The sequence below is a fragment of the Dyadobacter sp. NIV53 genome (assembly GCF_019711195.1).
Lineage (GTDB): Bacteria > Bacteroidota > Bacteroidia > Cytophagales > Spirosomataceae > Dyadobacter.
The window spans coordinates 288572-312369 of record NZ_CP081299.1; the positions used below are offsets into that span (position 1 = coordinate 288572).

Consider the following 23798-nt stretch of genomic DNA (forward strand, 5'->3'; position numbering starts at 1 on the left):
ATTGTCATTCAGAAATATTACACTAGCCTCCGTACACTATAGAAATCCTTCGAAATGGTCAATCTTCACTTTCACATCGGCTACTGTTTTACCTACAATCTGTAATTTATCCATAAACTGAACCGAATCCATTTTCTGAACCTGTTCCGGTTTTATTTGCAGCAAACCTAATTCATCCAGTCCTTTTCGTGACAAATTAGCATTGTATCTGACGTAAGAAAATAGCTTATTATCTGTCGGGCCTTTCACGTTACACATGTTACCCACTTCCCTATCCAGTTCGTCACCATGCCGGCACTGACCAAATACACGGCATAAAAAGTCCTGCTCGTTTGAGGCTGCATACATCAGTGCAGATGGGATGGATGTTGCATTATAAAGCAAATTCATTTCATCCGTTGCCAGATCTGCATTTGCATTGGCGGCAGAACCGGTCCCAATTGACACCAATAACATTTGATCTTCTCCGGTTGGCCACTGCAATGCATAGGGCTCAACTGTTGCCATCAGAAAAAGCTGAAACGAAGGATTATTATACATGGTGACTCCACCATCCACAAAAATGAAATTATTATTTCCTACTAAGATACTTTCGGGTGGAAAGTAGGTTGGAGCCGCCGTACTTGCCCTTACAAGCTGCCATAACGGAAACAGGAGATTGCTATCAGTACGGGTCATTAGATTGTATTTTGCATTCGGATTATTAGAAACCGGCCAGGGAGAATCGGTGGTTGCATTCCGAAGGACCAATAACAAAAGCGTTTTCAGGTTCTCATCTCCGAGCTTTGTATCACTTCCGAAAACTTCCTGTAATTTATTTGTTAAAGCTTCACTTTCATACGTGTAACGGAAACGTTTCAGCAAACTGGCTTTATCGAACATAGCAGTTCCGCTTTCTTCATAAAATTTCCGGATTTCATCCACTCGCATTCCTCGCGACAAACATGCAGCAATTATGGCACCTGTACTGGTACCAGCGATATAATCGAAATAGTCAGAAAGTACGAAATCATTTTCCCGGCCCAGTTTTTCCTGTAAAAGAAGCTCAATTTTGGCAAGGATTTCAAGCGTAAGCATACCCCGGATTCCGCCGCCGTCGAGAGCCAGCAGTTTATGTTTACCGGTTTTTTCGATTTTTTGCTGAACAGACATACAGTATACGAGCCGTTATTTGATAGAAAAACCGAAAGTATTCTTTATTTTCGACATGGCAATTACCGTTAAATAAATTCCAAATTGAACCGTAAGTAAATGGATCAAATTGAAATAAAACTGTTTATATTGAATATATAATTAGGTAATATTGTCAACGAAAAGTTGCTTTTTAATACCATTAATGATGTTTTTAGTATGTTCACTGTTCAAAATTAAAGCTCAACTATGAAAAAGACTTTCTTCGTTTTTATGCTCATCATTTCTGCATGCACGCAAAAAAAGACATCGGACGGCGAGCCGCTTTCTGAACAAAGTGATACCAGCCAGACAGACTCCGTTTCTTCCATGAAAATCAAAACAATTAAAAACACAGACTTAAAAACTGGCCCCGATCTCAGTACGCCTGTCATTTCTAACGCTCAAAAATTCATTCTACCCGTTCCTGCATTTAAGCAGGGTGGCGAGCCTTTGGTATATCCAAAAGAAGATCCGAAAGCAGGGCAGCAAATTGTTGACTATGAAGGAAAACCAATCGGAAAATCCGGTATCGTTTTTTTTAATTATAAGGATAAGTCCTGGCAGGCGGCCGCTGGTGATGGAAAGGGTGTTATTATCATCAATGAAGTTACACAGGAACAGGCCGAAAAACTGGATGCGGAAATAAGCAAACTGCATTCCAATCCGGCCGATCTTACTTTAAATGAATTAAAGGATGTCATTTCATTTGCAAAGGATAAACTCAAACTGGACGATATGTACAATTCGACTCGTACATTTATTAAGGAAAAAATGACTCCGGTTTTAACCGAAAAAGATTCGAAAAAGAATAAGGATGAAGCGTACGGTTTCAAGAAGAGGGATGACCGCGATATCAACCAGGCGATTTACGTACCCGGAGAGTTTGTGTTTGAAGGCCCGGCTGCGAGTCCTCAAAAATTTAAAAATGGCGGTGTGATTGTGGAACAAGGCGGAAAAATGCGTGGTGTACAGCCCGATATTTTTATCCGCACCTATAAGCTTGCCAACGGTACTGCTATTCAGGCTCTTGAGAAAGATATCAAATCGCAGCTTAATTAATTGTGAATTGATAACGATATATCAGGAGGAATGGAATTTGACAAAGCCATTATTTAACGGCTTTTTTAAATTCCATTCCATCCATTACAAATGTATCTGCTTTTCCATCGCTACCCAGTTCAAAACGACAGGTTGTTTTCCCGTTCCATGCTTTCTCAAAAGTGGCACTGAAAGTGTCGTAATGCCAATGTGACAATGTTGCTTTTAGAAAATCATTCATATTAACCACAATCGCATTACCATTTACCGTCACATCCGCATTTCCATATAACGGACTGAAATACTTTCCGGCATACTGTTGCAAAGGCAATGAAGGTGAAGTATCCGGTACTCGTTTGGCTTGAAAATCTGCTTTGCGCTTTTTTCCCTCATTAGCCAGTTTCGAATACAATGATTTAAACTCAGCATTCCAGTCACGGGTTTCGCCAAGTGCAAACCAATCGAATGTTTTGTACATCAAAACATGACGTACTTCTGCATGGTCATAATTGCCAAAAATATATACACCCAGTTTTTCATCCGGAATTTGCCCGGTTATTGCAGTTAAACCAGACAAACTTCCTGTATGAAAATTGATTTTTTTGCCCTTGTAATCGTGCTGATACCATCCCAGGCCATAAGTACGCCAGTTGGGTTTCAGGATTTCCATCGTAGGATATTCCTCTTCCGGAAAGAAAGTCTGTGGTTTAAATATTTCCATCCATGTTTCCGGTTTTAATAAACGTCCGCCACTGTATTTACTGCTGTCAAGCATGCAGATTATCCATTTGCTCATGTCATCCGCATTGGACCAAACTGCACCAGCCGAGCCAATTTCACTGTCCCCGCCATATTCAATCACCCGAATGGTATCGTTTATTTTAAAATGAGGACGGGTTACGTTGTCACCTTTGATTAATCTGCGTTTTGGCGCGGTAGCCGCCATTCCCAATTTGTCAAATATCCTTTCCTGAATCACCTCTGACCACATTTTACCTGTTAATCTTTCAATGATTCTTCCAGCCGCCGAATACATAATATTCTGATATTCGAATCCCGCACGAAAGGCATAAGAAGGCTTTACCAGCTGCATTCTCCTGAACATTTCATTGGCTGGAATGGTCATGACGCCGGTAAAAAAATCAGTACCACCTACCCCAGTATCATGAATCAATAAGTCACGTATTGTAAGGGCACGTGTAACATACGGATCATATAGCTGTAACTCAGGCAAATATTTATATACAGGATCACTCCAATTGATCTTCCCTTCATCAACCAGCATACCCATTAAAGCAACGGTCATCGCTTTTGTAGTTGATGCACATGCAAATAAAGTCTGCGTATTTACAGTTTCCTGTTTACCCAATTCCCTGACTCCATAGCCTTTTTTAAAAACAACCTGATTGTCTTTTACTACTAGTAATCGAAAGCCCGGGAACATCCCATTCCTTTCGGACCTTTTCAACATAATTATCGAATTCCTGAATCTGTTTCGGCGTAACTTTTTTCTGAGAATAAACAGTGCACGATCCTAAGGCCAAAAGAATTATTAGTAATGATTTCATATTTAGCGGGTTGTCGTTGTTAATGCGTATGGCTGGAATAAAAAGCGGTCATAAATTGCACCGCTCCATTACGGCTATGGGAAACATATTACGGGCCTTCAAACCGACCCGTTTTCCTGATTCCGGATGGATAGCTGACAACCCTGCTTTTCCTTTTGCCAATTCGGCAATCTGCCCCGGTTCATTTTCCAGTCGCCGGGAAACAACATCAGAGCTGATATCCGCTGATTCTGTTTGTAAAAATCCTGATACCTGAATTCCGGAAAATATACCAATCTGGCAAATTTTGATTTTTTTGAGTAAGGTTCCTCTGGTCATAATTCTTATTAAATCTTAAAAATATTCAATACGCAATGTGTCAATTTTCAACACTCAAAATCTCAAAACATTGAATGTAATTTTGTCGATGGAACGAATATTCATAATCATTGCTATTTTATATGACATGATAAATAAGCCTGAATTCACTGAAAAATGACATATTTAACATTGATTATTGGGCATAATTTACCAAAAAGAATTAGTTATCAGGAAATCAAACCCTCAAGCGCCTGTTCCAGATCGGCAATCAGATCCTGAACATTTTCTATTCCTACTGAATAGCGTATCAGGCTTTCGGGGATTCCCATCAAAGCGCGTTGTTCTTCGGTAAGCTCTACATGGCTTGTTGTTTTTGGAGGACCGGCCAATGTACTCACCGATCCCAGACTCGCAGCAAGGTGAACCAGTTTTAGTTTGGGTAAAAATGCTTTGACGGTTTCATAATTTCCTTTTAGAGCAAAACTTAACACACCACCAAAACCAGACATCTGCTCTTTCGCGATGTCGTAGCCGGGATGCGATTTAAGTCCGGGATAAAAAACATCCTCAACCGCAGGATGAACTTTAAGATAATTTGCAATAATCAAAGCCGACGCATTCTGGCGTTCAATTCTTAATTCCAGCGTTTTCATTCCGCGAATGATCATATAAGCAGGATCAGCCTGTAAACTGGCACCCGTAATTTCACGGTACTGAAATACCTTTTTTACCAGTCCCGCACTTCCGCAAAGCAGTCCGCCCATTGCATCCGAATGCCCGCAAAGGAACTTTGTTGCACTATGAATGACCAGATCAGCACCCAGCAAAAGCGGATTCTGATTAATAGGTGTTGCAAATGTATTGTCAACAACCACAATCGCTCCTACCTGATGAGCTGCCAGTGAAAGTCGCTTAATATCAATTACTTTAAGTGTCGGATTGGTGGGAGTTTCCAGATAAACAACATCACAGCCTTTGGCTATTTCAATTTCAATCTCCTCATGGTTGCCGGTTTCACAAAGCGTTACAATTACTCCTGCGGGAGGGAGAAAATCCAGAAAAAGCCTGCTGGCTCCACCATAGGTGTCCTTAATGGAAACGACTCTTTTTCCCGGCCCAAGCAACGCAAATAGGGTATTGCTGATCGCGCCCATTCCTGTGGCAAATGAAGTAGCGGCCTCTGCACTTTCCAGAAAACGGATTTTTTCTTCCAGTACATGCACAGTTGGATTGGTATTCCGGCTATAAATGTAACCATCAGCCTTACCAGTTGCCACAGCATGCCATTCGTCCAGATCGTCGTAAGAAAATGCTACACTACTAATAATTGGGGTTGTGGTGGCACCATTTAAAAAGCGATCAGTTTCGCCAGCCCAGACGGAAGCGGTCCCTTTTCGGAAATCAGATTCATTCATCAAATTGCACAGTTAATTATTGAATTGGTAAATATAGCGTTTACAGCCTATTACCAACCTTTTCTGCCTCAATTCACGGATGAAATTTCAGATCTTTACATTTTCGTGTCATCCATCAGTTTATAAAGTTACTTCCATTTGAATATTACATCTTTTATAAGGTGAAGTGGCACCTACAATCCGTTCAAAGCCTAGTTTGTGATAAAGATTAATAGCAGGTTTCAACATCGTATTACTTTCCAGATAAACCTTTTCAGCACCTAATTCCGTTGCCTTTTGCAGAATTGCCTGTCCCAATAACCAACCTGCATGTTTTCCCTGTGCTTTTGGTGAAACAGCCATTTTAGCCAGTTCATAAGTAGTGTCATTCATTTTGATCAGTGCACAGGTTCCAACCGGCTCATCCTGATACAAAGCCATAATAATACAACCGCCTTTTTCAATAATCTTCTGATCCGGATGATCAAGGGCTTCATAGTCAGAATCTTCCATTGCAAAATAAGTGGTGATCCATTCCACATTAAGCGCCCGGAAAGCATCGTGGTACTGACTCGAATAATCTACTATTAGTACCTGCTGGCTTTCACGTTTTTTACGCTGCTGCTGCACACGATCAAAAAAACTTTTTTCATCCATCAGGTAATTAAGCTCATCCAGCGCTTTCCAGAGGTTGTAATTCATCTGATCCATCATTTCTTCTGCGGCAATTCCTACATCTTCTATCTGATGTTTCAACATTGGAAGATACTGAGTGGCCTTTTCGGATAATGTAATAATGGATTTACGTGCGTCATCAGCTGGTTTACTAATCACAATAAAATCCCTTTTATCCATTTCTTTAATAATCTGGCTTACCGAAGCCTGCGAATGGCCAATGGTTTCGGCCAGCTGAGCAACTGACTGGCTATCCTGCTGTGCCAATGCATAAAGTACCGGAAACCAGCGGGGCTCGGCTTGCACTCCATACAGTGTATAAATCTTCGCAGCTTCCTGCGTAAAACGTTCGCCAACCTGTCTAAGCCTGCTACCTAATGCAGTTGGCCCTGTTTTTTGGAAAAAATCTGAATTCATAAGTATTTACATAAGTACTTATGCAAATATATAAAAATTTACTGTTTTTTTTATTTCATTTTTGTAAAATCCTAAATATGGAAATAAATTGGGTTGGAAAAGATTAAATAATTTTTTACTTACACATCCAGGTTATTGCAGAAAATCTATAAGCATCATCCGTGACATTTCCAGCTGTATCATATTGCAAATTGAATTTAATATCAGTCAAAACTTGTGTTCCATAAGTAACTATCCGTCTGACTTTGTTATTATTGGAAAATATATTTGGTGTATCTTCTATAGTTATGAAAAAGAGGTAATACAGTTGCTTATAAGTATTAACCTGCGCATCATAAAAATATTCATAGGTATAATCTGTATCTGAAACCATTCCTTTTGGGAAAACATGTGGTTTTTCAATAATTATATTCCCCAATGAATTATACTCAAACTCACTAGTATGACTCCTAGAAAAATCACCGTTCTCTTCTTTAAACCAACGCGTTAATGATGTAGGTTTGTTAGTGTTCGAGCCGTATTTAAATTCAATTCGCCATGCTTCATAAGTACTTAATGTAGTATCTGTATAATTTCTCGTTCTTTCAAACTTTCTAATCACATTAACTCCTTTAATTCCATATTCAAATTTCGTTTCCTGAAAACTCCTGCCATCCAAGTCAATTTTGTGAATTGTAGCAAGTTTTCCATCTTTATAATCGAATTTTTGATAAGGGATTGGCTCAAATCCTGCTAAAATTATGAATCTATTAGTTAATAAACCGTTTGAATCATAAGTCAAAGAATAGGCTCTATTGTTATTGATAAATGAAGTAACCTTACACTTTCCTGATAATAGATCGTTTTCATCAATTTGAATCTCTGATTCTTTACAAGCAAAAACGATAAGAATAATGGAGAAAATACTTAAAAAGAATTGATATTTCATTTAAGGAGAGATTTTAAACTGACGTTTTTATTAACTTAAATAAAGGTAATATTATATTCATCAAAGTACATTGTATATTTTAGCTACAAGAACATTCTAGCTTAACAAAGGACTTTATGATAATCCTTTAATCGGTTTCTTAATATCCACCATATTTTATTAAATAAGAAAACAAGACTAATACAAGTTATAGAATATGTGATAAAGGATGGCTTTGAAGTATAAAAAATAGCTACAGGAATTATTCCCGGCAGCTATTCCTAAACTTTCAAAAATAACTTATTGCGGTATAAAAAATAAAGAAAAACAAGCTCAATGATTACTACAGAAACCGCCTTTAACAAAACACTGACCGGTTCAGTAGTAAATTCGATAAGCCCTCCAAAGATAAAATCTGCTGTTGTCGCAAAATTAACCACACCTTCAACCGCCATATAAATTACAATAGAATTCATGCCAATCAGCAGAAAAGGAAATGACCACTTTTTCCAACCCAAAACATCAATGATCAGGTAAAATAAGGCAAAAAATGCTATGCTCCATCCACCTACAAATAATACAAATGAACTCGTCCATAAGCGTTTATTGATGGCAAAATACATATCCCAAAGTAATCCTGTTACTATTAAAACTACCGCCGCGAGTAGCAAAAAATATACTTTTTTAAGCGGAAAATAACGTTGGTTTTTCATAAATGTACCTGTAAAAACTCCCAGTAATCCGGTTGCAATTGCGGGAATAGTTGATAAAATACCCTCCGGATCGTGCACTTTGCTATGTAGTCTTCCAGGAAGGAAAAGCCGGTCAATATAGGATTCCAGTGAGCCTTCCATGGTTAAAACACCGGCACCAAAACCAGGGACGGGAATAAAAACCATAACAACCCAATAACCGAGCAGTATACCAAAGAACCAGATGAGCTGTTTTTGCAGATCATTGTTCAGATAAATGATCCCGGCAAAAAACCATGCAATGCCAATTCTTCCTAAAACACTGGCAAAACGCGTGTTTCCAAATCCATTAAATTTCAAAAGACCGTTTACAACCAACCCCAGAAATATCAGAATCATTGTCCTCCGGATCATGGATTTATATACTTCCCTTTTTACCTTAACCGGTAATTCCCAGGGATTGGTAACATTGGCAGCCATGAGTTTTTTCTGAAAGGAAAAAGGCATGGATACACCGGAAATAAATAGAAAAATCGGGAAGATCATGTCGTAAAATGTACACCCGTTCCATACCGTGTGGTGCAGCTGTGCGGACATCCATATCAAAGCCGGCCATTGTGTAGTTTCTGCCAGTGCATGCATAATATGCTCGCCACCAATGATCCAGAACATATCGAAACCACGAAGTGCATCCAGAGAAACAAGGCGAACTGAGCCTGAATTTTTAATCATAATTTGGTTTCCATTATTGACACAATGAAGAAGGCCATTCAAAAAAACGGCTAACAAAATAAGAGCTTAGAAATAGGGAAATGTTAAGAATTCAGGAATAAAAGCTGTCTTAAAATGCCATCACACTTTGAAAAGCGCAGTTTGACAACATTTTAAGACATTTTTTAGAGTTATATCAATACCCCGGATTTTGTGTAAGGGCAGGATTAAGAAGCAAAGCTGAATTTGGAATAGGGAAAATGCGTTTGTTTATATCGGCATCCGTTTTATAACCCCACTTGCCTTCAAATTTCCCAAAACGGATCATGTCATTTCTGTGCCACATTTCAGAAGCAAATTCGCGGGTTCTTTCTCCAAAAATTGCTTCCAGGTCCACGCTGGTAAATGCTGCTGCATTTCTCGCAGTACGAACTGAATTTACCAGTGACAGCGCGGTAGCTCCCAAAGTCGCTGCTCCGCCTCTTTGAATTGCTTCAGCTTTCATCAAAAGCGCATCAGCATATCGGAAAACAGGCACATCATTATTCTGGTTTCTATTCAGGGATGTAGCGTCAGGATGAAATTTGATATTTCTGTAACCCATGTTCCAGGCCAGTTCGTCATTACCAACATCAAAAGAAGCAACATCCTGTCTTAAAGTCACTTCCGGTGTAATATTGATCTGATACGTGTATGGAGCCGCAGGGTCAGAACCAGCATAAAACTGGTCGTAACCCTTTTTGGTAGTGGTAACGGTCACCGGTTTTCCATCATCGTAAAATTGTAATCCAGTGAGCCATTCTTTATTTCTGATATCGTTGGCATCATTGAAATACTTGTAAAATTCGGGCAGGGTACTCACAGCTGCATCCGGCGTAAACGGCATTTTAAATTTTGCGACCATACCTCTAGGCACATCATACCGGGAGTGAAGATTGGTAGCCCGGAAAGGAAAACTGTTGGCTGCTGTGGCATCAAATGGAATGGCAAAAACGAATTCTTTCATTTGTGGCCCGTTATCCGGATAGAACATCTGAAGATACGTAGCGGCAGGTTCCAGAGAAAATTTGCCGGAACTGATTATAGCATCACAAGCAGCGATACAATCTGCATTACGCGCAGTCCCTGTGTAAATCTCTGAGTTCAGGTACATTTTGGCAAGTAACGAATAGGCCAGGTATTTTGTAGGACGGCCATAGGTTGAAATACCAACCACATCACTTAAGGCAGGAAGCGCCGCATTGATTTCTGTTTCAAGAAAAGCAAATACTTCTGCACGTTTCGCATTTGGATGCGCGCTGTAATCTCCGTATGTGGTGATAATAGGCACATTTCCAAAACTATCCATCATCCAGAAATAAGCCAGTGCACGAACCATTTTCAGTTCTGCCAATGTCTGGCTTTTTGATGCTCCTTCCGGCATATTGGTTTCCAGTATGGAAAGCGATTGATTTACAGTACCGATAATTGTACTTAACCAGGTCCAGTTACCGGTTACGGTGCTGTGGTCCTTTGTCCAGGTATGTAAATGCAAATCCTTGAACTCTGCACCATTATACCAGTTTCCGCCTTTTGCGGGAAATATCGCTTCGTCAGTACTTAACGTCTGCAGGTGAAAAAATTCCACTGAAATATTACCACGCAGGGCTACATAGGCAGGCCCGGCTGCACTGATAAACTGTGCATCACTGGTAGGAAATACGTCTGGCGTTAATTCAGAAGTTACCGGCACATTCAGGTCATGGCACGAAACCAGCGTGGCAAGTGCGGCAGCAGATAAAATTGTCTTTATATATGACTTTCTCATGATAGCTTAATTTTTAAATCAGAATGATACATTCACTCCCAAAAGGAAAGTTCTTGTTTTTGGATAGAAGTTATTGGAATCCACACCTGGCGCAAGTCCGCCCTGATTAATTTCAGGATCCACACCGTTATATTTGGTAATAACAAACAGGTTATTTACCGAAGTGTAGACACGAAGATTTTTGATGCCAGAACCCAGCTTTTTGAAATTGTAAGCCAAAGTCGCATTGTCAAATCTCAGGTAACTGCCGCTTTCCACAAAACGTGAGGAATACTGATAGGAATTATAATCAGCCATGGACTCATTACCGGCATCCACAAGAATATTGGTGTACTGAGCCGTATTTGGCCTGAACAGATCCGCGCGGGTTGCATTGAAAATTTTGTTTCCGAAAGCTCCACGAAGAAATATATTCAGATCTAAATTTTTATACCTGAAACTATTCGACCATCCTGCAAGTAATTTTGGCTGTGCATTTCCAATGTATTTGTAATCAACACCGATTGAAGGAGTGGTTGTAAGCTGGCCATCCCCGCCAACAAATTGCGAAACCCCGGCTTCATTTTTACCAGCATATTGCAGTGAGAAAAATTGTCCCAAAGGTTTTCCTGCTTTCAGGATTTCAAGTGAATGGCTCGATTGTCCCAAACCTTCCGGATTAGCCAGAAGTACTGAATCACCACCTGCAAAAAGCGGGTTGGTAAGACTTGTAACGGTGTTTTTATTGTGGGCAAGATTCAAACCTGTTGTCCAGTGAAAAGGACCTTTATCAAAAACAACCGCGTTCAGGCTCAATTCAACTCCCTTGTTATTGATGCTGCCGCCATTCGTTGTAATTTTTCCGGTTGGCACGAGAATCGGGTCTACGCTGTAAGAGTAAATCATACCCGTTGTATTTTTATTATACAATTCCAGCGTACCGCTTAATTTTCCGTCCAATACCGCAAAGTCCATTCCGACATTGCTGGTTGCTGTTTTTTCCCATTTCAGATCAGCGTTTGCAGCCTGTGTCGGACCCAATGCAGCAGTAAGGCTTCCATTGTAATAATATGTACCAAGGCTTCCCGATAAAAACTGGGTTGTATATGCACCAAATCCGGTAGCATTACCCGTAACTCCATAACTACCACGTAGTTTCAGCTCATTAAAAACTTTCTGGCCCGACATAAAACCTTCTTCAGTAATTCTCCACGCAGCACCCACAGAAGGGAAATATCCCCATTGGTTATTTTCCCCGAAAACAGAGCTTCCGTCTCTTCTTACAGAACCTTGTACCAGATACTTGTTTTTATAATTGTAGTTAAAACGCGCAAAATCTGAAATCAAACGGGTTTGCTGATAAACTCCATCCGCTCCGAAACCGATCTGAAAGCCGGATACACCATAAGGATTACTCAGGGCAAGGTTGTTGTAGCTGATATTATCAACCGGTAAATTACTGGTAGTAACCTGAAAACCTTCCCCGATAATGTTGTCCTGCCATGAATAACCAACAACAGCATTTAAGGTATGATCCCCGAATTCTTTATTCCAGGTAAGGAAAGTTTCAAGAATTTTGCTGGAATTTGTAAAAGAACTTCTGTTAGCCTGTCCGTTTGCACCAAACGATTGCTGGGTATGATATCCTAATCCCGGTTCAGGATTATCATACATATTGTTGTAATTATCGGTAAAATACTTGTTAAAATAAGTACCACCTAACGAAGTCGTATTCAGATAAGAAAGATTCAGGTTGTAAGTCAGGCCAAAAGGCAATTTAACTTCGGTAGTAAAGCTGCCAGTCAGATTATTGGTTTTGGTACTGTTCTCACTGTTATTGATCATTGACACCGGATTGTAATAATCAGTATGGTCCAGATTCTCAAAATAACTTCCATCATCGTTTTTGATCGGCGAAACCGGCAGGTATAAAGCAGATTGAAGCAACACTGTATTACGGAAAGGAATATCATTCGACCTGCTGTTTGAATTCGTTACCGTAAGCCCGAATTTCAATTTATCCTTCAAAGCATATTGCTGTATTGACAAGCGGCCAATGAATCGTTTTAAAGAACTGTTCAGCAAAATACCTTCCTTATTTACATAGTTTAAACTTGCACTGTAAGAGCTATGTTCAGCACCACCACTGAAAGAAATATTGTGGTTGGTAGATACAGCCGTTTTTCTCTGCACCGCTGACTGCCAGTCTGTATCAGCACCCAGATCATCTTTTGGAGCAAGTCCTACACTGTTTTTATCCAGAAAAGCACGAAGTTGTGCCCCACTCATCATATCCAGTTTATTGGAAACTTTTTCTATACCCACATACCCATTGTAGGATATTTTCATTTCACCTTTTTTACCTCTTTTGGTTGTAACCATAATTACACCATTGGCAGCGCGGTTACCATATATGGCCGTTGCAGCAGCATCTTTTAGAATGTCTATCGATGCAATGTCGTCTGGGGCAATTGTTGAAATATCGGCACCAGGAATGTTGTCAATAACATAAAATGGGCCTTGCGAACTGTTGATTGTAGACGCACCACGCAGAATAACCGCAGCAGGTTTGTTAGGATCGCCGCTTGCCGTGATATTCAAACCTGGAACTTTACCCTGTAAAAGCTGGCCAACATCCGTGATCGCCCCTCTGTTCATTTCCTCTGCTTTCACGGTTGTAACAGCACTGGTAAGTGTCTTGCGCGACTGACTGCCATAACCGATCACAGCGACTTCACCCAGAGTAGTATTGCTTTCAGACATGGATACGGTTATGCTGCTTTGCTTGCCAACCAAAATTTCTTTTGTAGTAAACCCAATGTATGAAAATACCAGAAAATCTGTATCCGAAGCGCTGATTGTAAAATTACCGTCCGTATCTGTTGTCGTTCCGAGTTTACTTGCTTTCACCATTACAGTTACACCAATCAGTGGCTTTCCGTCGGAGCCTAGTACCTGGCCTTTAATAATTTCGAGGATTTCCTTTATTGGCATTATTGTCTTCACTTCTTTTTTAGGCTGAAGTACCACGGTCTGGTCAACGATAGAATAAGCAATCGGCTGGTTTTTAAAACATGTGGCCAAAGCATCTTCCAGGCTGGTTTCTTTTACAGAAATATTTACTTTTTCTGCTTTTTGCATCAATTCCGTTTTATACCAGAACGAATAGCCGCTTTGCTTTTCAATCGACTTAAGTACTTTCTCAAGAGAAGCATTCTGCGCGACCAAAGTAATCTTTTGCGAATAGCTGCTGGCACTTACCTGCATGCAAAAAACCAATGAAAAAATAAAGATCAGTTTCATTACCAAAATGGTTTTGGATGAAAGAAAGCCCGGGTATCTATCGGCTATATACGACAGTCCCGACCTCTTTTGGATTAAAGAGTTGTGATTCATACTTTTGTTTTAGAGTTACTGCTAAACGGTTGTAGATAATTGTTTTAATTGTACTTACTCTGCTTATGAACGGGAGCGGTTGCAACGTTTCCGTTCATTTTAGTTTTACAAAACTATTAAAGAGAAAGCACCTGCTGATTTTGATCTGGTACAAGTTTCTATCTTTTCATAAGCGCTTCATTGGGTTATGGTGTTACAATAATTGTCTTGCCTTCTATCCTGAATTTAATTCCGCTCAGGGATAATATTTTAAAAACCTTTGATACATTGGCGTTGCGTGGTAATCGGCCTGTAAAATGTTCTTTGCCGGGATTCCCTTCATAATTTACTTCCACGTCATACCATCTGGAAACCTGCCGCATAATGCTTTCCAGATTTTCATCTTCAAACTGGAAATATCCGTTTTTCCATGCCATTTCTTTATCTGTATCCACGTTGTTTAAAACCCGGATATTGTTATTCATATTTAATATGTCAGCCTGCTGCCCAGGAGATAAGACAGCTGACTGATTTCCTTTGGATACTTTCACAGCTCCTTCAAGCAGAGTGGTTTTCATCCTTTTTTCATCCGGATAGGCATTCATGTTAAAGTGCGTTCCCAATACCTCTACTTCGGTTTCGTAAGCTTTTACGATAAAAGGCATTCTGGCATTATGGGCCACCTCAAAATATACTTCACCAGTAATTTCTACACGTCTGTCTTTTCCTGTAAATGATGTAGGAAATTTTAAACTGGATGCAGCATTCAGCCAAACCCTTGATCCATCGGGCAATACAATATGATATTGTCCACCCTTTGGCGTCGCAACAGTATTGAAGACAATGGTATTGCTTGCCTCGCCGGATGCCTTGTAAACCAATTCACCTGTACCGGATTTAGTGATACTTGTGTTTCCCTGACTAGCCAGGTTACCGTTTTTGGCACTATCCAAAATAATACTTGATCCGTCACCCAATGTTAACACCGCCTTATTTCCACCTGGCATTACGTCAGTCACAAGAATCTCAGGTTTAGTTTGAGCTATTCGGGCCTTTCCTCCCGATCCCGACCACCAATACAAACCGATTGCCATAATCAGAATGGCAGCTGCTGCTATTTTCGGCCAAAGATTAACCGTGGACGTTTCTGATTCGTATTCCTGATAATTTTGTGCAAGTGGTATGTTCTTTTCCGGAAAAATTGTACCAATAATCCGGTCAGACATGTCTTCCGGCATTTTTGTATCTGACTGAAAGTTCTGCCACGCATTTTCCAGGACCAATGCCAATTCATCATCAGGATTTTGTTTAATCCATGCAGCTAATTCCTGAACTTCAGGCTCATTAGATGTTCCGTCAAAAAATTTCCCTGCTAAATAATGAATTCTATCATCTTGCATAATATATCTCCGAATCGCGTAATTACTTACTTTTCATTTTGAATTTTTAGTCATTCTACCAAAAGTTATTAACCTCAAATAAAGTAACACCAAATAAAAGACAAATGAGAAAGAACAAGGGACTAGTCAGTTTGAAAAAATATATGGATTATTTTTTTGGATGAGAAACTGGATTGAATTTCGGGTGATAAAAAAACAGGATTGGAGATTGGTAAAGGCTGTATTCAAGATTTGTACAGCTGGCCAATTTGTGCTGTTGTCACGGTGCTAAGCACCTTATTAAAATGTTGTGTATTTTGGTCGCTACCAATGTTTCGTTACTCTGCAACTACCTTCGATTCTCATATTTAGATTTATTTCCTGACTTTATAAAATTGCTGGGCAACGTAATATCGGCAGCATACAGAGCTCCGAAATGTTAGTAGAAAGCAGAGCAATAAATTATAATAATAAAATCAGCAGCAAACTATTTCTTCAAAGCAATGATAGAAACAATTACCAGCATGCTATCTGAATGCCGCCGCAGCTGTGTACGAATGGTGGACATTGCCTGAACAATGTGGTTTTTGACGGTATTAGGAGATATTTTAAGAAGATTGGCGATTTCCTCATGGCTTCTGCCCTCTTCCCGGCTCAGATGGTAAACTGTTTTTTGCTGTGCAGGAAGTTTTTCAAGAATTTCAGACAGAAGTTTTTCGACTTCCCTGACAGCGATCATATCCTGCGTATCATTACAGCCAGCTGGTTTCTGGCCATGAATTTCGGCCATGATCAGCGTTTCGTGGGCCATTCTTTTGAAATGATTGATCACATAATTCTTGGACATCCTGAAAAGATAACTTCCAAAATTATCAATCGTATTCAAACTTGCATGATCACTCCAGAGTTTCATAAACACATCCTGTACAATATCCTCAGCTAGTACTTCCGAGTCGGTTAGCCGTAGAATGTAACTGTATAATTTATGCTTGTACAAGTGGAAAAGTGTAGTAAACGCCTCCTCGTCAGCCTGAGAAGCACGTATTAGTAAATCACTTTCGCTATGTAAGGCTTGTATCTGCACTGACGTTTAAAATCGGCGAATAAATTATAAAGATCATGCTTCCATATTTTATTCTGCGTTTGTATACAAACATATTAATTACTTAACACATAATACAAAATTCACGAATTTTTATTTGCCTGCTGCATGAAAATGATAAATTATAAGAAGATGCAGCTATGGGAAGTGCCATTGGCTGGTTGTTTTAATATATGCTGAAATACGAAGACAAAACAGAAGGTATCTGCCATGTCTGACGGAAGAATCATTGGATTCACAAGGCCAGTTTATTAAAACTGCTCCCTCGTATTGTCCGAGATATCCCTGATGATTTTATCAAATTCATGAGCAGACAATAAAATATGTTCCAGTAATTCCTCTTTTTCTGCATCAGAATTATGGTAATTCGAAATGAGGTTAATCAAACCCATTAACCGAGCCAAGGGAGCCCGCACTACATGAGACTGTGTCCAGGCTATTTCCTGTAATTTCTGGTTTTGTTTTTCAATTGCCGTTGTGTAGTTCATCCTTTCGGTAACGTCATGCCCGGTACATATCCAATGGGTAAGCACACCTTTATCGTTCATCACAGGGTTCAGTGAAATATTGATCCAAAACTGCTCACCTTCTTTTTTATACTGAATGGTTTCCCTCACAACCGGAATCCTGTTTTTTATTGCGGCAATTATTTTATTAAAACTACTCCTGTTTCCATATGGGTCTTTAAAGCTCAGAATACTTTTTCCAATTAGTTCTTCCAGCGTGTAACCCGTCAGATTGGTAAGGGCCCTGTTAGCATAAAGAATTTTCAGACCAACCACTTGCAGCGAACCAGCTTCCGCAATCAGAACATAATCACGCGTATGCGTGATGGCAGATTCTAATATTTTCAGGCGGTACTCCTCCTGCTTTTGTTTTGTAACATCTCTCAGAACTCCGATCATCCTGAAAGCCCTGCCTTCATTATCCCTTAAAATTAGCCCGTTCTCTTCCACGTAAGCATAATTACCATCCATTTTCATAAACTGATAATCTGTATTCCAATGGAATTGGGTACGGTCTTCGAGGATTTGCTTTAAATTTCCCAGTATTTTTTCCCGTTCAGAAGAATGGATCTGCGATGCCCATTTTTCAACAGGATATCTATCCTTGCCCGTAACGTACCCAAACAATCTATAAAAACCATCGCCCCATTCTATACTGTTACTGACCACATTCCAGTCATAAATAGCATCATTGGTGGCTTTATTCACATATTCATATCTTTCGTTACTCAGCCTCAAAGCACATTCCGCTTCCTTACGTTCCGAAACATCCAGGCCTACACATTGTATTTCAGAAGGCTCACCTCTTGAATCTGTGAGACAGATAAAATGCCAGAGAACCGATCGGGCTGTGGCGCCTTCCTGTATATTGTCTAATTCCACGGGATAAACTTTCCCAGGGTATTTAAGGCAATTTTCAGCAATTTGGGCTACCCGGTGATGGTCTTTGGGCTGAACAACAAGCATAAAATTTGCGCCCATGAATTTATCACTTCGGTAAAACCAGCCAAAATCTTCTATAAACCGGCAATTGTAGTAAGTAAAGTTTCCATTCAGATCTGTACGGATCACATAACTTGTTAAAGCGTTCACAAGATTTCTCAAACGGGATTCACTCGCCAGTAAATTTTCCTGAATGCCTTTTGTTTCTGTAATATCCAGACAGGCACCCATCATCTTCACCGGAACTCCCTGTTTGTTCAGCTTAACTTTCCCCCAGGATTTAAGATGCCTGATCTCCCCGGAAGGGCGAATAATCCTTTCTTCATACTCCACATCTTTTTTTGCATCTATCGCCTCATGAATAAGCTTATTCACACGTTTTCTATCAGCAGGATGAAGTAAACTCTGATAGGCGTCGTGTGTGGATTTAGAAAAATCGCGGCTTAAACCATAAATAGAATAAAGGGAATCGGACCAGCTCACAGTATTATTTTGCAAATTCCATTGCCAGTTACCAAAATGCGCCAGCTCTTCACTCTGTACCATTAAAGAAGTCTTTTCCTCAATAATCTCTGAACTTTCCCTGTTTTCCAATAAAACCTTTAGAATGGCAACAGATCTGTCGATGACCTTTAATTCTTCCTCTGCCGGCGTTTTGATTTCGTTATAATAAATCGCAAAAGTGGCCATTACAACACCTTCAGAACTGATAATAGGATGAGACCAGCATGCGGTCAGATTATTTGCCAGGGCCAGGTCCTTATAATTAGCCCATCGAATATCGTTGGCAATATCACTTACAATCACTTTTTCTTTGTAAAAAGCCGCAGTACCGCACGAACCGGTATTTTCTGCAACGGGAAGGCCCTCAATCGCATCTACATAAATTCCGGGTAAAGAAGGTGACGCCCAATTGTGTAATGTATTATTTTTTATCTGGATAATGGAACAAATCAGCTTGGGAAAAATAGCTTCAATACCTTTAACATAAGCCATTAATACTTCCTGAATGCTTATATCCTTTACTGAATTTAACTCAAGTATTGTTTTTTCAAGGTTTTCGAATTCAATCAACCGCTTCATCTCGGTAATATTTACCAGCATGCCACGGAGCCATTTGGGCTTACCCTTTTCCTCCAATACTGATACCGAATCTCTGAACCAGACGCTATTACCATCGGCACTTATCATTCTGTACTCATAAGGCTGATTTTTAAGATTTCCTGTCAGTTTACTACACTCCCCTAGAATTCGCTCACGATCGGCAGGATGAATATGGTTTTGCCAAAAACCGGGTTCGCTAAGCCATTCATGCGGAGTATACCCCAGAATGTTCCAAACCTGGTCACTCACAAAAACAGCTTCCAGCGTTTGCGCATCTGCTTCCCAAACGATGCCATCCACAGCCTGAATCAGGGACTGAAACCTGTTACGGGAATCAACCACCTCATTCTCAAACATTTTCTTTTTATTGATATCCTGCACAGAACCATAAATCCTGATACATTCTCCATTTTGCCATTCCGTATTTCCTATACAACGAACCCAGCACTTATTACCCTTACCGGTTATGATCAGCAACTCCACATCAAATGGAGTACCGTTTTCCAAAGCATCTTCAAATACTTCAAAAAAAGTATTTTTACTTCTGCCTTCTTTGAAAAAACCAGCAATTGCTGAAAAGTCAGGCTGAAAAGAATGGTCCACTTCATGGATTTCTTTCATGACATCCGACCACTTTACCTTTTTGGTTATCGGGTCTGCTTCCCAACTTCCAATTTTAGCAAGTCTTTGAATATCAGCCAGGAAACTTTCATTAGAGATATGTGTGCCTGCTACCATTTGGTTGAGAATTTGTAATCGTACCAATGGTTGCTAGAAAAACCGAACCATTGATTAAATGTTACCATTGAATTTACAATTCTGACAATGACCTTTTTAACGTTTACATATCCATTTTCATTCATATTATTTAAACTAAAAATGAAAAATAAAATCATAATCAAATTATTATCAGCACTTTATACTTTATGATTCTGTAAAAAATTGAAAAACTTTGAAGTTAAAAATAAAAAAAATCTATTCATTTTATTTTGATACCCGGGCTTTCAAGCTTTTAGTTGCACGATTTAAGTTTTTCACATAAATATTTAAATTCAAAAAATGAATTTTTATTACCTAAAAACAAGTAATTATTCTACATAACGCATATCCATATACTTAGTATCAAATCAATACCAGACTGACAATCAAGACTTAACTTCAAAAAAGATATAAAAACTAATACTACGAGTTATGGAATTGTAGTTATCATATATTTTTTAAATTATTTACTACACTACTCTTAAATATATTCTAATATTAATTAGATAAACTTATATTTGTAACAAGAAGCGTTGATTTGCTTCGTACCCAAATCTTAAATTTATTCGATCTTACAATTGGAAATACATTTGATATCCAAATCCCGGATTTATAAGCTTTTATTAAAGCTACCAGGGCGTACTACCCAATTCGATCTGAACGCTCGTATATTTCATTCTGTGTGTTTGATTTCGATTATTGGATTGGGTTACAATGTACCATTTAATTATCTGATCGGGCTTCCTGTTATAGCATTGGAAAGTCTTGTCGTACTCGTGATTTTTACTGCACTTTACTATAGATCCCGATTCAGGCACAAAGTTTCGCAAAGCATTTTTATTGCAAACTGGGTTTGCCTGCTTCTTTTACAATCAATTTTTTTCTGAATTCCGGTATTAAAGGGCCAACGGACCTGTTTTTTTACTGACACTTTTAATAAGTATAGCAATCAGCCCACCTGCGCAGTATAAGTTCTGGATTGTAGCGAACGTGGGTGTAGTCCTGATCATTAATGTACTGGAATATCTTTATCCGCAACTTGTTCCTTATACTTATACAGACAGGGTCAGCAGTTTTATTGATGGCGTTTCAGCCTATATTGTTGTAGCGTTCATTTCCTATTTTTGCACGAATTATATCCGGTTAAGTTATGAAAAAGAGAAACAATCCGTACTGGAAAAATCTTTGTCAATTGAAGAAAAAAACTTGCATATTATAAATCAAAACCTTGAACTGGAAAGGTTAAATGCCGAAAAAAATAAACTGATGTCCATCATTGCGCATGATCTGCGGTCACCTCTGGGCAATATTCAGCATTATCTGGAATTGCTTACCGAATATGATATTGATGCGAGCCAAAAAAGCAGAAATTGAAGCCGATCTTTTAAAATCGACCAGAGATACAATGGCAATGCTCTCCAAGCTTCTTGCCTGGTCCAAATCCCAATTGCATGGAGTTATAGCCAATCCGCAATACCTTAACCTGAATCAGCTTCTTCAAAATACTTTATACTCTGAAAGTGAAATTGCAGCCAGGAAAGGAATAGAACTGAATTATTATTTTGATCCTGCCCTGACCATATTTGCCGATGCAGATATGATGGAATTGATCGTCCGGAATTTTATTGGAAACGCAATTAAGTTTACTGCCAAAGGTGGAAATATTAGCGTTTTCGCTGAAATTGTCGATGACAATTGTCTGATCAGTATAAAAGATACAGGAATAGGAATTTCTGCGGACCAGAAAGATCTCCTGTTTTCATTGAAAGCACAGTCTACCTATGGCACAAAAGGTGAAAAAGGAATTGGTTTGGGCCTGCTTCTTTGTTTTGAATATATCACCGCCCAAAACGGAAAGATCTGGTTTGAAAGCAGTGATCAAAGCGGAACTTGTTTTTATATTTCAATTCCTTTTCATGGGCATAAAATGTCTTATGCAGTGTAAATAAAATCTTCAATATTTCAATTGCCAATTTAAACTTTCTTCATTTATCAGGTTGGAAATAACCAATTTGGTACCACGGCAACATTTCTGTGCACCTTTTAAAGATAATTTGCTAAATATATCATTATTGACTAAAATTGTTTGGTGATAAACCTAATGATACATTATTCATTTGGTCATTAAACCAATTTGGCTTATTTAATATGGGTAAATAAATAAACCAGACAATTTTCTGCTCTTCCGTATTCTATCCTTTCGCTTATTTTCAAATGGCTTTTTTAAATGAACAATTTGTACTGGGTTGTGTAGCTGACGGAGATGAAAAAGCATTTTCAGGTTTGTTTAATTATTATAATCCTGTTTTGTTCCGCTTTGTGTTTCCTATTTTAAAATCGGAGGATCTGGCAAAGGATTGCTGCCAGGAAATTTTCATTAAAATTTGGGAAGACAGAGGTAAACTGACCGATGTAAGATCCTTTCGCCCCTATTTACTGACTGTCGGAAAAAACCACAGCCTGAATACTTTGAAGAAAGTATTTTCGGAAGAGAAAACGCTTGCCACTTTCGTAGCAGGTTATAATGACGCTGATCATGGCCTTGAAAACCGCATACAGTACGAAGAGTATTCCCGGTTTATTACCTCGATCCTGGAAACTCTCACACCACAAAGCCGCCAGGTATTTCAATTGTGCAGACAACAGGGCAAATCGTACGACGAAGCTTCTGAGATTCTTGGCATATCACGAAATGTGATCAAGAAACATATGGTAAAATCCATGCGTATCCTGCGTCTGGCCGTCGAACGGGATTTGGGCATCGCATTTCATGCTTTTATGGCAATCGTATTTTCAGCCTGATTTAAGCTTCTCTTACACTACTTTAATTTTTGCCCAAAAAATTTTCCCATCACACATTTGGTTCACATTAGAACCGGGCCTTTTGACCTTCAATAATTAATCTTTTTATTAAATTTTAAATCGATTAAATATAAACTTTTAAACAATCCTTAAATTATTTACTCTCAGGGGGATCCTTGCACCTTTCGGAATATGTCTTACAGTTAAGAACCGCCCCAATATGAAAAATGAAGAGCATCTGAAAAAACTTGTGAAGCGTTACCTGAACAATCAGGCAACGGCGGATGAACTTGAAGTGTTTGTACATCTGCACAAACTGGGTGCACTGGATCAGATTCTGAATGAATGCCTGGACGAACAGATTTTATACAATGAAGTAATACCAAAGCGCTGGCCGTTAAAGAGATTGATACCTGTTGCAGCGACAGTAACGTTGCTTTTGATGAGTACATTTTTACTTTATTCCAATAGAAATTATTTAAAGGATTTGTTTTATCCTGATGCGCTAACTATAGTCGAAACCGGAAGTAAGGAAATAAAAAATGTAAGGCTTGCTGACGGATCAATCGTAACATTAAACAGGAACAGCGCAATAAGTTTCCGCGAAGAATGGAGCAATACTGCAAGAGAAGTATCGCTTACCAAAGGAGAGGCTTATTTTAAAATTAAAAAAACCGCCGACTGTCAGCCTTTCCTTGTCCGGACAGAACACGGCCTTGAAATAAATGTATTAGGTACAGAATTCAATGTTTCAGACAATAATAATGCAACGCTTGTTTATCTGGAAAACGGTAAAGTAATGCTCAATACAAAGAATGGGCAGGCCATGCTTTCACCGGGTGAATTAGCATCATACAATCAGGCACATAATAGTATTAATGTTCAGCGCGTTGAAAGTGACCGCAGCCTGGCCTGGAAGAATAATCTGTTTGTTTTTGAGGATGAAACACTCAGGGATATATCGCTGGAATTAGAAGAATACTATGGTGTAAAAATTGAATTACCGATAAAAGGAATTGACCAGCTCCGGTTTACCGGCAAGGTGTCAAGAAGTAACATGAACACGGTAATGAGCGTAATAGCAGAGACTTTAAACCTGAAAATCAAGCAGAACGGACAGGCGCTAACTTTTTATACTTTAAAATAATTATTTGCGGAATCGCATGTA

17 protein-coding genes are annotated in these 23798 nt (G+C 39.1%); 5 read left to right on the forward strand and 12 right to left on the reverse strand.

The genetic code is table 11. The features are described 5' to 3' along the window. Positions 1 to 36: 36 nt before the first annotated feature. A complete protein-coding gene (locus KZC02_RS01290; RefSeq protein WP_221392439.1) occupies positions 37 to 1152 on the reverse strand; it encodes a patatin-like phospholipase family protein in 1116 nt (371 codons plus the stop codon). 228 nt (positions 1153 to 1380) lie between these two features. Between KZC02_RS01290 and KZC02_RS01295 the strand changes: the two genes are divergently transcribed. Further along, positions 1381 to 2232: a hypothetical protein gene (locus tag KZC02_RS01295; RefSeq protein WP_221392440.1), complete on the forward strand. Its 852-nt coding sequence runs from the start codon at positions 1381 to 1383 to the stop codon at positions 2230 to 2232. Between the two features lie 49 nt (positions 2233 to 2281). Here KZC02_RS01295 and KZC02_RS01300 read toward each other — a convergent pair whose 3' ends face one another. From KZC02_RS01300 to KZC02_RS01350, 11 genes are all read right to left on the reverse strand, one after another. Next, a complete protein-coding gene (locus tag KZC02_RS01300) occupies positions 2282 to 3682 on the reverse strand; it encodes a serine hydrolase (protein ID WP_229253947.1) in 1401 nt (466 codons plus the stop codon). 145 nt (positions 3683 to 3827) lie between these two features. Beyond that, positions 3828 to 4097, reverse strand: a complete 270-nt coding sequence (locus KZC02_RS01305; RefSeq protein WP_221392441.1) for a hypothetical protein — start codon at positions 4095 to 4097, stop codon at positions 3828 to 3830. Positions 4098 to 4306: 209 nt separating this feature from the next. Continuing rightward, positions 4307 to 5494, reverse strand: coding sequence for a cystathionine gamma-synthase family protein (locus tag KZC02_RS01310; RefSeq protein ID WP_221392442.1), 1188 nt, complete (start codon positions 5492 to 5494; stop codon positions 4307 to 4309). Between the two features lie 120 nt (positions 5495 to 5614). Further along, positions 5615 to 6565, reverse strand: coding sequence for a bifunctional helix-turn-helix transcriptional regulator/GNAT family N-acetyltransferase (locus KZC02_RS01315; protein WP_221392443.1), 951 nt, complete (start codon positions 6563 to 6565; stop codon positions 5615 to 5617). Positions 6566 to 6680: 115 nt separating this feature from the next. Further along, positions 6681 to 7493: a hypothetical protein gene (locus KZC02_RS01320; RefSeq protein ID WP_221392444.1), complete on the reverse strand. Its 813-nt coding sequence runs from the start codon at positions 7491 to 7493 to the stop codon at positions 6681 to 6683. Between the two features lie 260 nt (positions 7494 to 7753). Next, positions 7754 to 8896: an acyltransferase family protein gene (locus KZC02_RS01325; RefSeq protein ID WP_221392445.1), complete on the reverse strand. Its 1143-nt coding sequence runs from the start codon at positions 8894 to 8896 to the stop codon at positions 7754 to 7756. 175 nt (positions 8897 to 9071) lie between these two features. After that, positions 9072 to 10682, reverse strand: a complete 1611-nt coding sequence (locus KZC02_RS01330) for a RagB/SusD family nutrient uptake outer membrane protein (protein ID WP_221392446.1) — start codon at positions 10680 to 10682, stop codon at positions 9072 to 9074. An 18-nt stretch (positions 10683 to 10700) separates the two neighbouring features. Next, positions 10701 to 13964 carry a TonB-dependent receptor gene (locus KZC02_RS01335; RefSeq protein WP_221392447.1) on the reverse strand — a complete coding sequence of 1088 codons (3264 nt, stop codon included), beginning with the start codon at positions 13962 to 13964 and terminating at the stop codon, positions 10701 to 10703. A gap of 278 nt (positions 13965 to 14242) precedes the next feature. Continuing rightward, positions 14243 to 15436 carry a FecR family protein gene (locus tag KZC02_RS01340; protein ID WP_221392448.1) on the reverse strand — a complete coding sequence of 398 codons (1194 nt, stop codon included), beginning with the start codon at positions 15434 to 15436 and terminating at the stop codon, positions 14243 to 14245. 466 nt (positions 15437 to 15902) lie between these two features. Beyond that, positions 15903 to 16499, reverse strand: a complete 597-nt coding sequence (locus KZC02_RS01345; RefSeq protein WP_221392449.1) for an RNA polymerase sigma factor — start codon at positions 16497 to 16499, stop codon at positions 15903 to 15905. A 269-nt stretch (positions 16500 to 16768) separates the two neighbouring features. Continuing rightward, the gene (locus tag KZC02_RS01350) at positions 16769 to 19807 is read right to left on the reverse strand and encodes a PAS domain-containing protein (RefSeq protein ID WP_221392450.1); all 3039 of its coding nucleotides are present in this window, start codon (positions 19805 to 19807) and stop codon (positions 16769 to 16771) included. A gap of 1011 nt (positions 19808 to 20818) precedes the next feature. Between KZC02_RS01350 and KZC02_RS31340 the strand changes: the two genes are divergently transcribed. The 4 genes from KZC02_RS31340 (at position 20819) to KZC02_RS01365 (ending at position 23777) form a co-directional block, all read left to right on the forward strand. Next, positions 20819 to 21202, forward strand: a complete 384-nt coding sequence (locus KZC02_RS31340; protein ID WP_229253948.1) for a hypothetical protein — start codon at positions 20819 to 20821, stop codon at positions 21200 to 21202. Further along, positions 21168 to 21773, forward strand: a complete 606-nt coding sequence (locus KZC02_RS31345; RefSeq protein WP_229253949.1) for a sensor histidine kinase KdpD — start codon at positions 21168 to 21170, stop codon at positions 21771 to 21773. Before KZC02_RS31340 ends, KZC02_RS31345 begins: the two co-directional genes overlap by 35 nt. Positions 21774 to 22042: 269 nt before the next feature. Then, a complete protein-coding gene (locus KZC02_RS01360; protein WP_221392451.1) occupies positions 22043 to 22630 on the forward strand; it encodes an RNA polymerase sigma factor in 588 nt (195 codons plus the stop codon). 220 nt (positions 22631 to 22850) lie between these two features. Then, entirely contained in the window at positions 22851 to 23777 is a 927-nt protein-coding gene (locus KZC02_RS01365) for a FecR family protein (protein WP_221392452.1), read from the forward strand. The last annotated feature ends 21 nt before the right edge of the window (positions 23778 to 23798 follow it).

What these genes read in the sequence shown, in the direction of transcription:
- KZC02_RS01290 (WP_221392439.1), bottom strand. Translation starts at nt 1,152, where the DNA reads ATGTCTGTTCAGCAAAAAATCGAAAAAACCGGTAAACATAAACTGCTG.
- KZC02_RS01295 (WP_221392440.1), top strand. Translation starts at nt 1,381, where the DNA reads ATGAAAAAGACTTTCTTCGTTTTTATGCTCATCATTTCTGCATGCACG.
- KZC02_RS01300 (WP_229253947.1), bottom strand. Translation starts at nt 3,682, where the DNA reads ATGTTGAAAAGGTCCGAAAGGAATGGGATGTTCCCGGGCTTTCGATTA.
- KZC02_RS01305 (WP_221392441.1), bottom strand. Translation starts at nt 4,097, where the DNA reads ATGACCAGAGGAACCTTACTCAAAAAAATCAAAATTTGCCAGATTGGT.
- KZC02_RS01310 (WP_221392442.1), bottom strand. Translation starts at nt 5,494, where the DNA reads ATGAATGAATCTGATTTCCGAAAAGGGACCGCTTCCGTCTGGGCTGGC.
- KZC02_RS01315 (WP_221392443.1), bottom strand. Translation starts at nt 6,565, where the DNA reads ATGAATTCAGATTTTTTCCAAAAAACAGGGCCAACTGCATTAGGTAGC.
- KZC02_RS01320 (WP_221392444.1), bottom strand. Translation starts at nt 7,493, where the DNA reads ATGAAATATCAATTCTTTTTAAGTATTTTCTCCATTATTCTTATCGTT.
- KZC02_RS01325 (WP_221392445.1), bottom strand. Translation starts at nt 8,896, where the DNA reads ATGATTAAAAATTCAGGCTCAGTTCGCCTTGTTTCTCTGGATGCACTT.
- KZC02_RS01330 (WP_221392446.1), bottom strand. Translation starts at nt 10,682, where the DNA reads ATGAGAAAGTCATATATAAAGACAATTTTATCTGCTGCCGCACTTGCC.
- KZC02_RS01335 (WP_221392447.1), bottom strand. Translation starts at nt 13,964, where the DNA reads ATGAAACTGATCTTTATTTTTTCATTGGTTTTTTGCATGCAGGTAAGT.
- KZC02_RS01340 (WP_221392448.1), bottom strand. Translation starts at nt 15,436, where the DNA reads ATGCAAGATGATAGAATTCATTATTTAGCAGGGAAATTTTTTGACGGA.
- KZC02_RS01350 (WP_221392450.1), bottom strand. Translation starts at nt 19,807, where the DNA reads ATGGTAGCAGGCACACATATCTCTAATGAAAGTTTCCTGGCTGATATT.
- KZC02_RS31345 (WP_229253949.1), top strand. Translation starts at nt 21,168, where the DNA reads ATGATATTGATGCGAGCCAAAAAAGCAGAAATTGAAGCCGATCTTTTA.
- KZC02_RS01360 (WP_221392451.1), top strand. Translation starts at nt 22,043, where the DNA reads ATGGCTTTTTTAAATGAACAATTTGTACTGGGTTGTGTAGCTGACGGA.
- KZC02_RS01365 (WP_221392452.1), top strand. Translation starts at nt 22,851, where the DNA reads ATGAAAAATGAAGAGCATCTGAAAAAACTTGTGAAGCGTTACCTGAAC.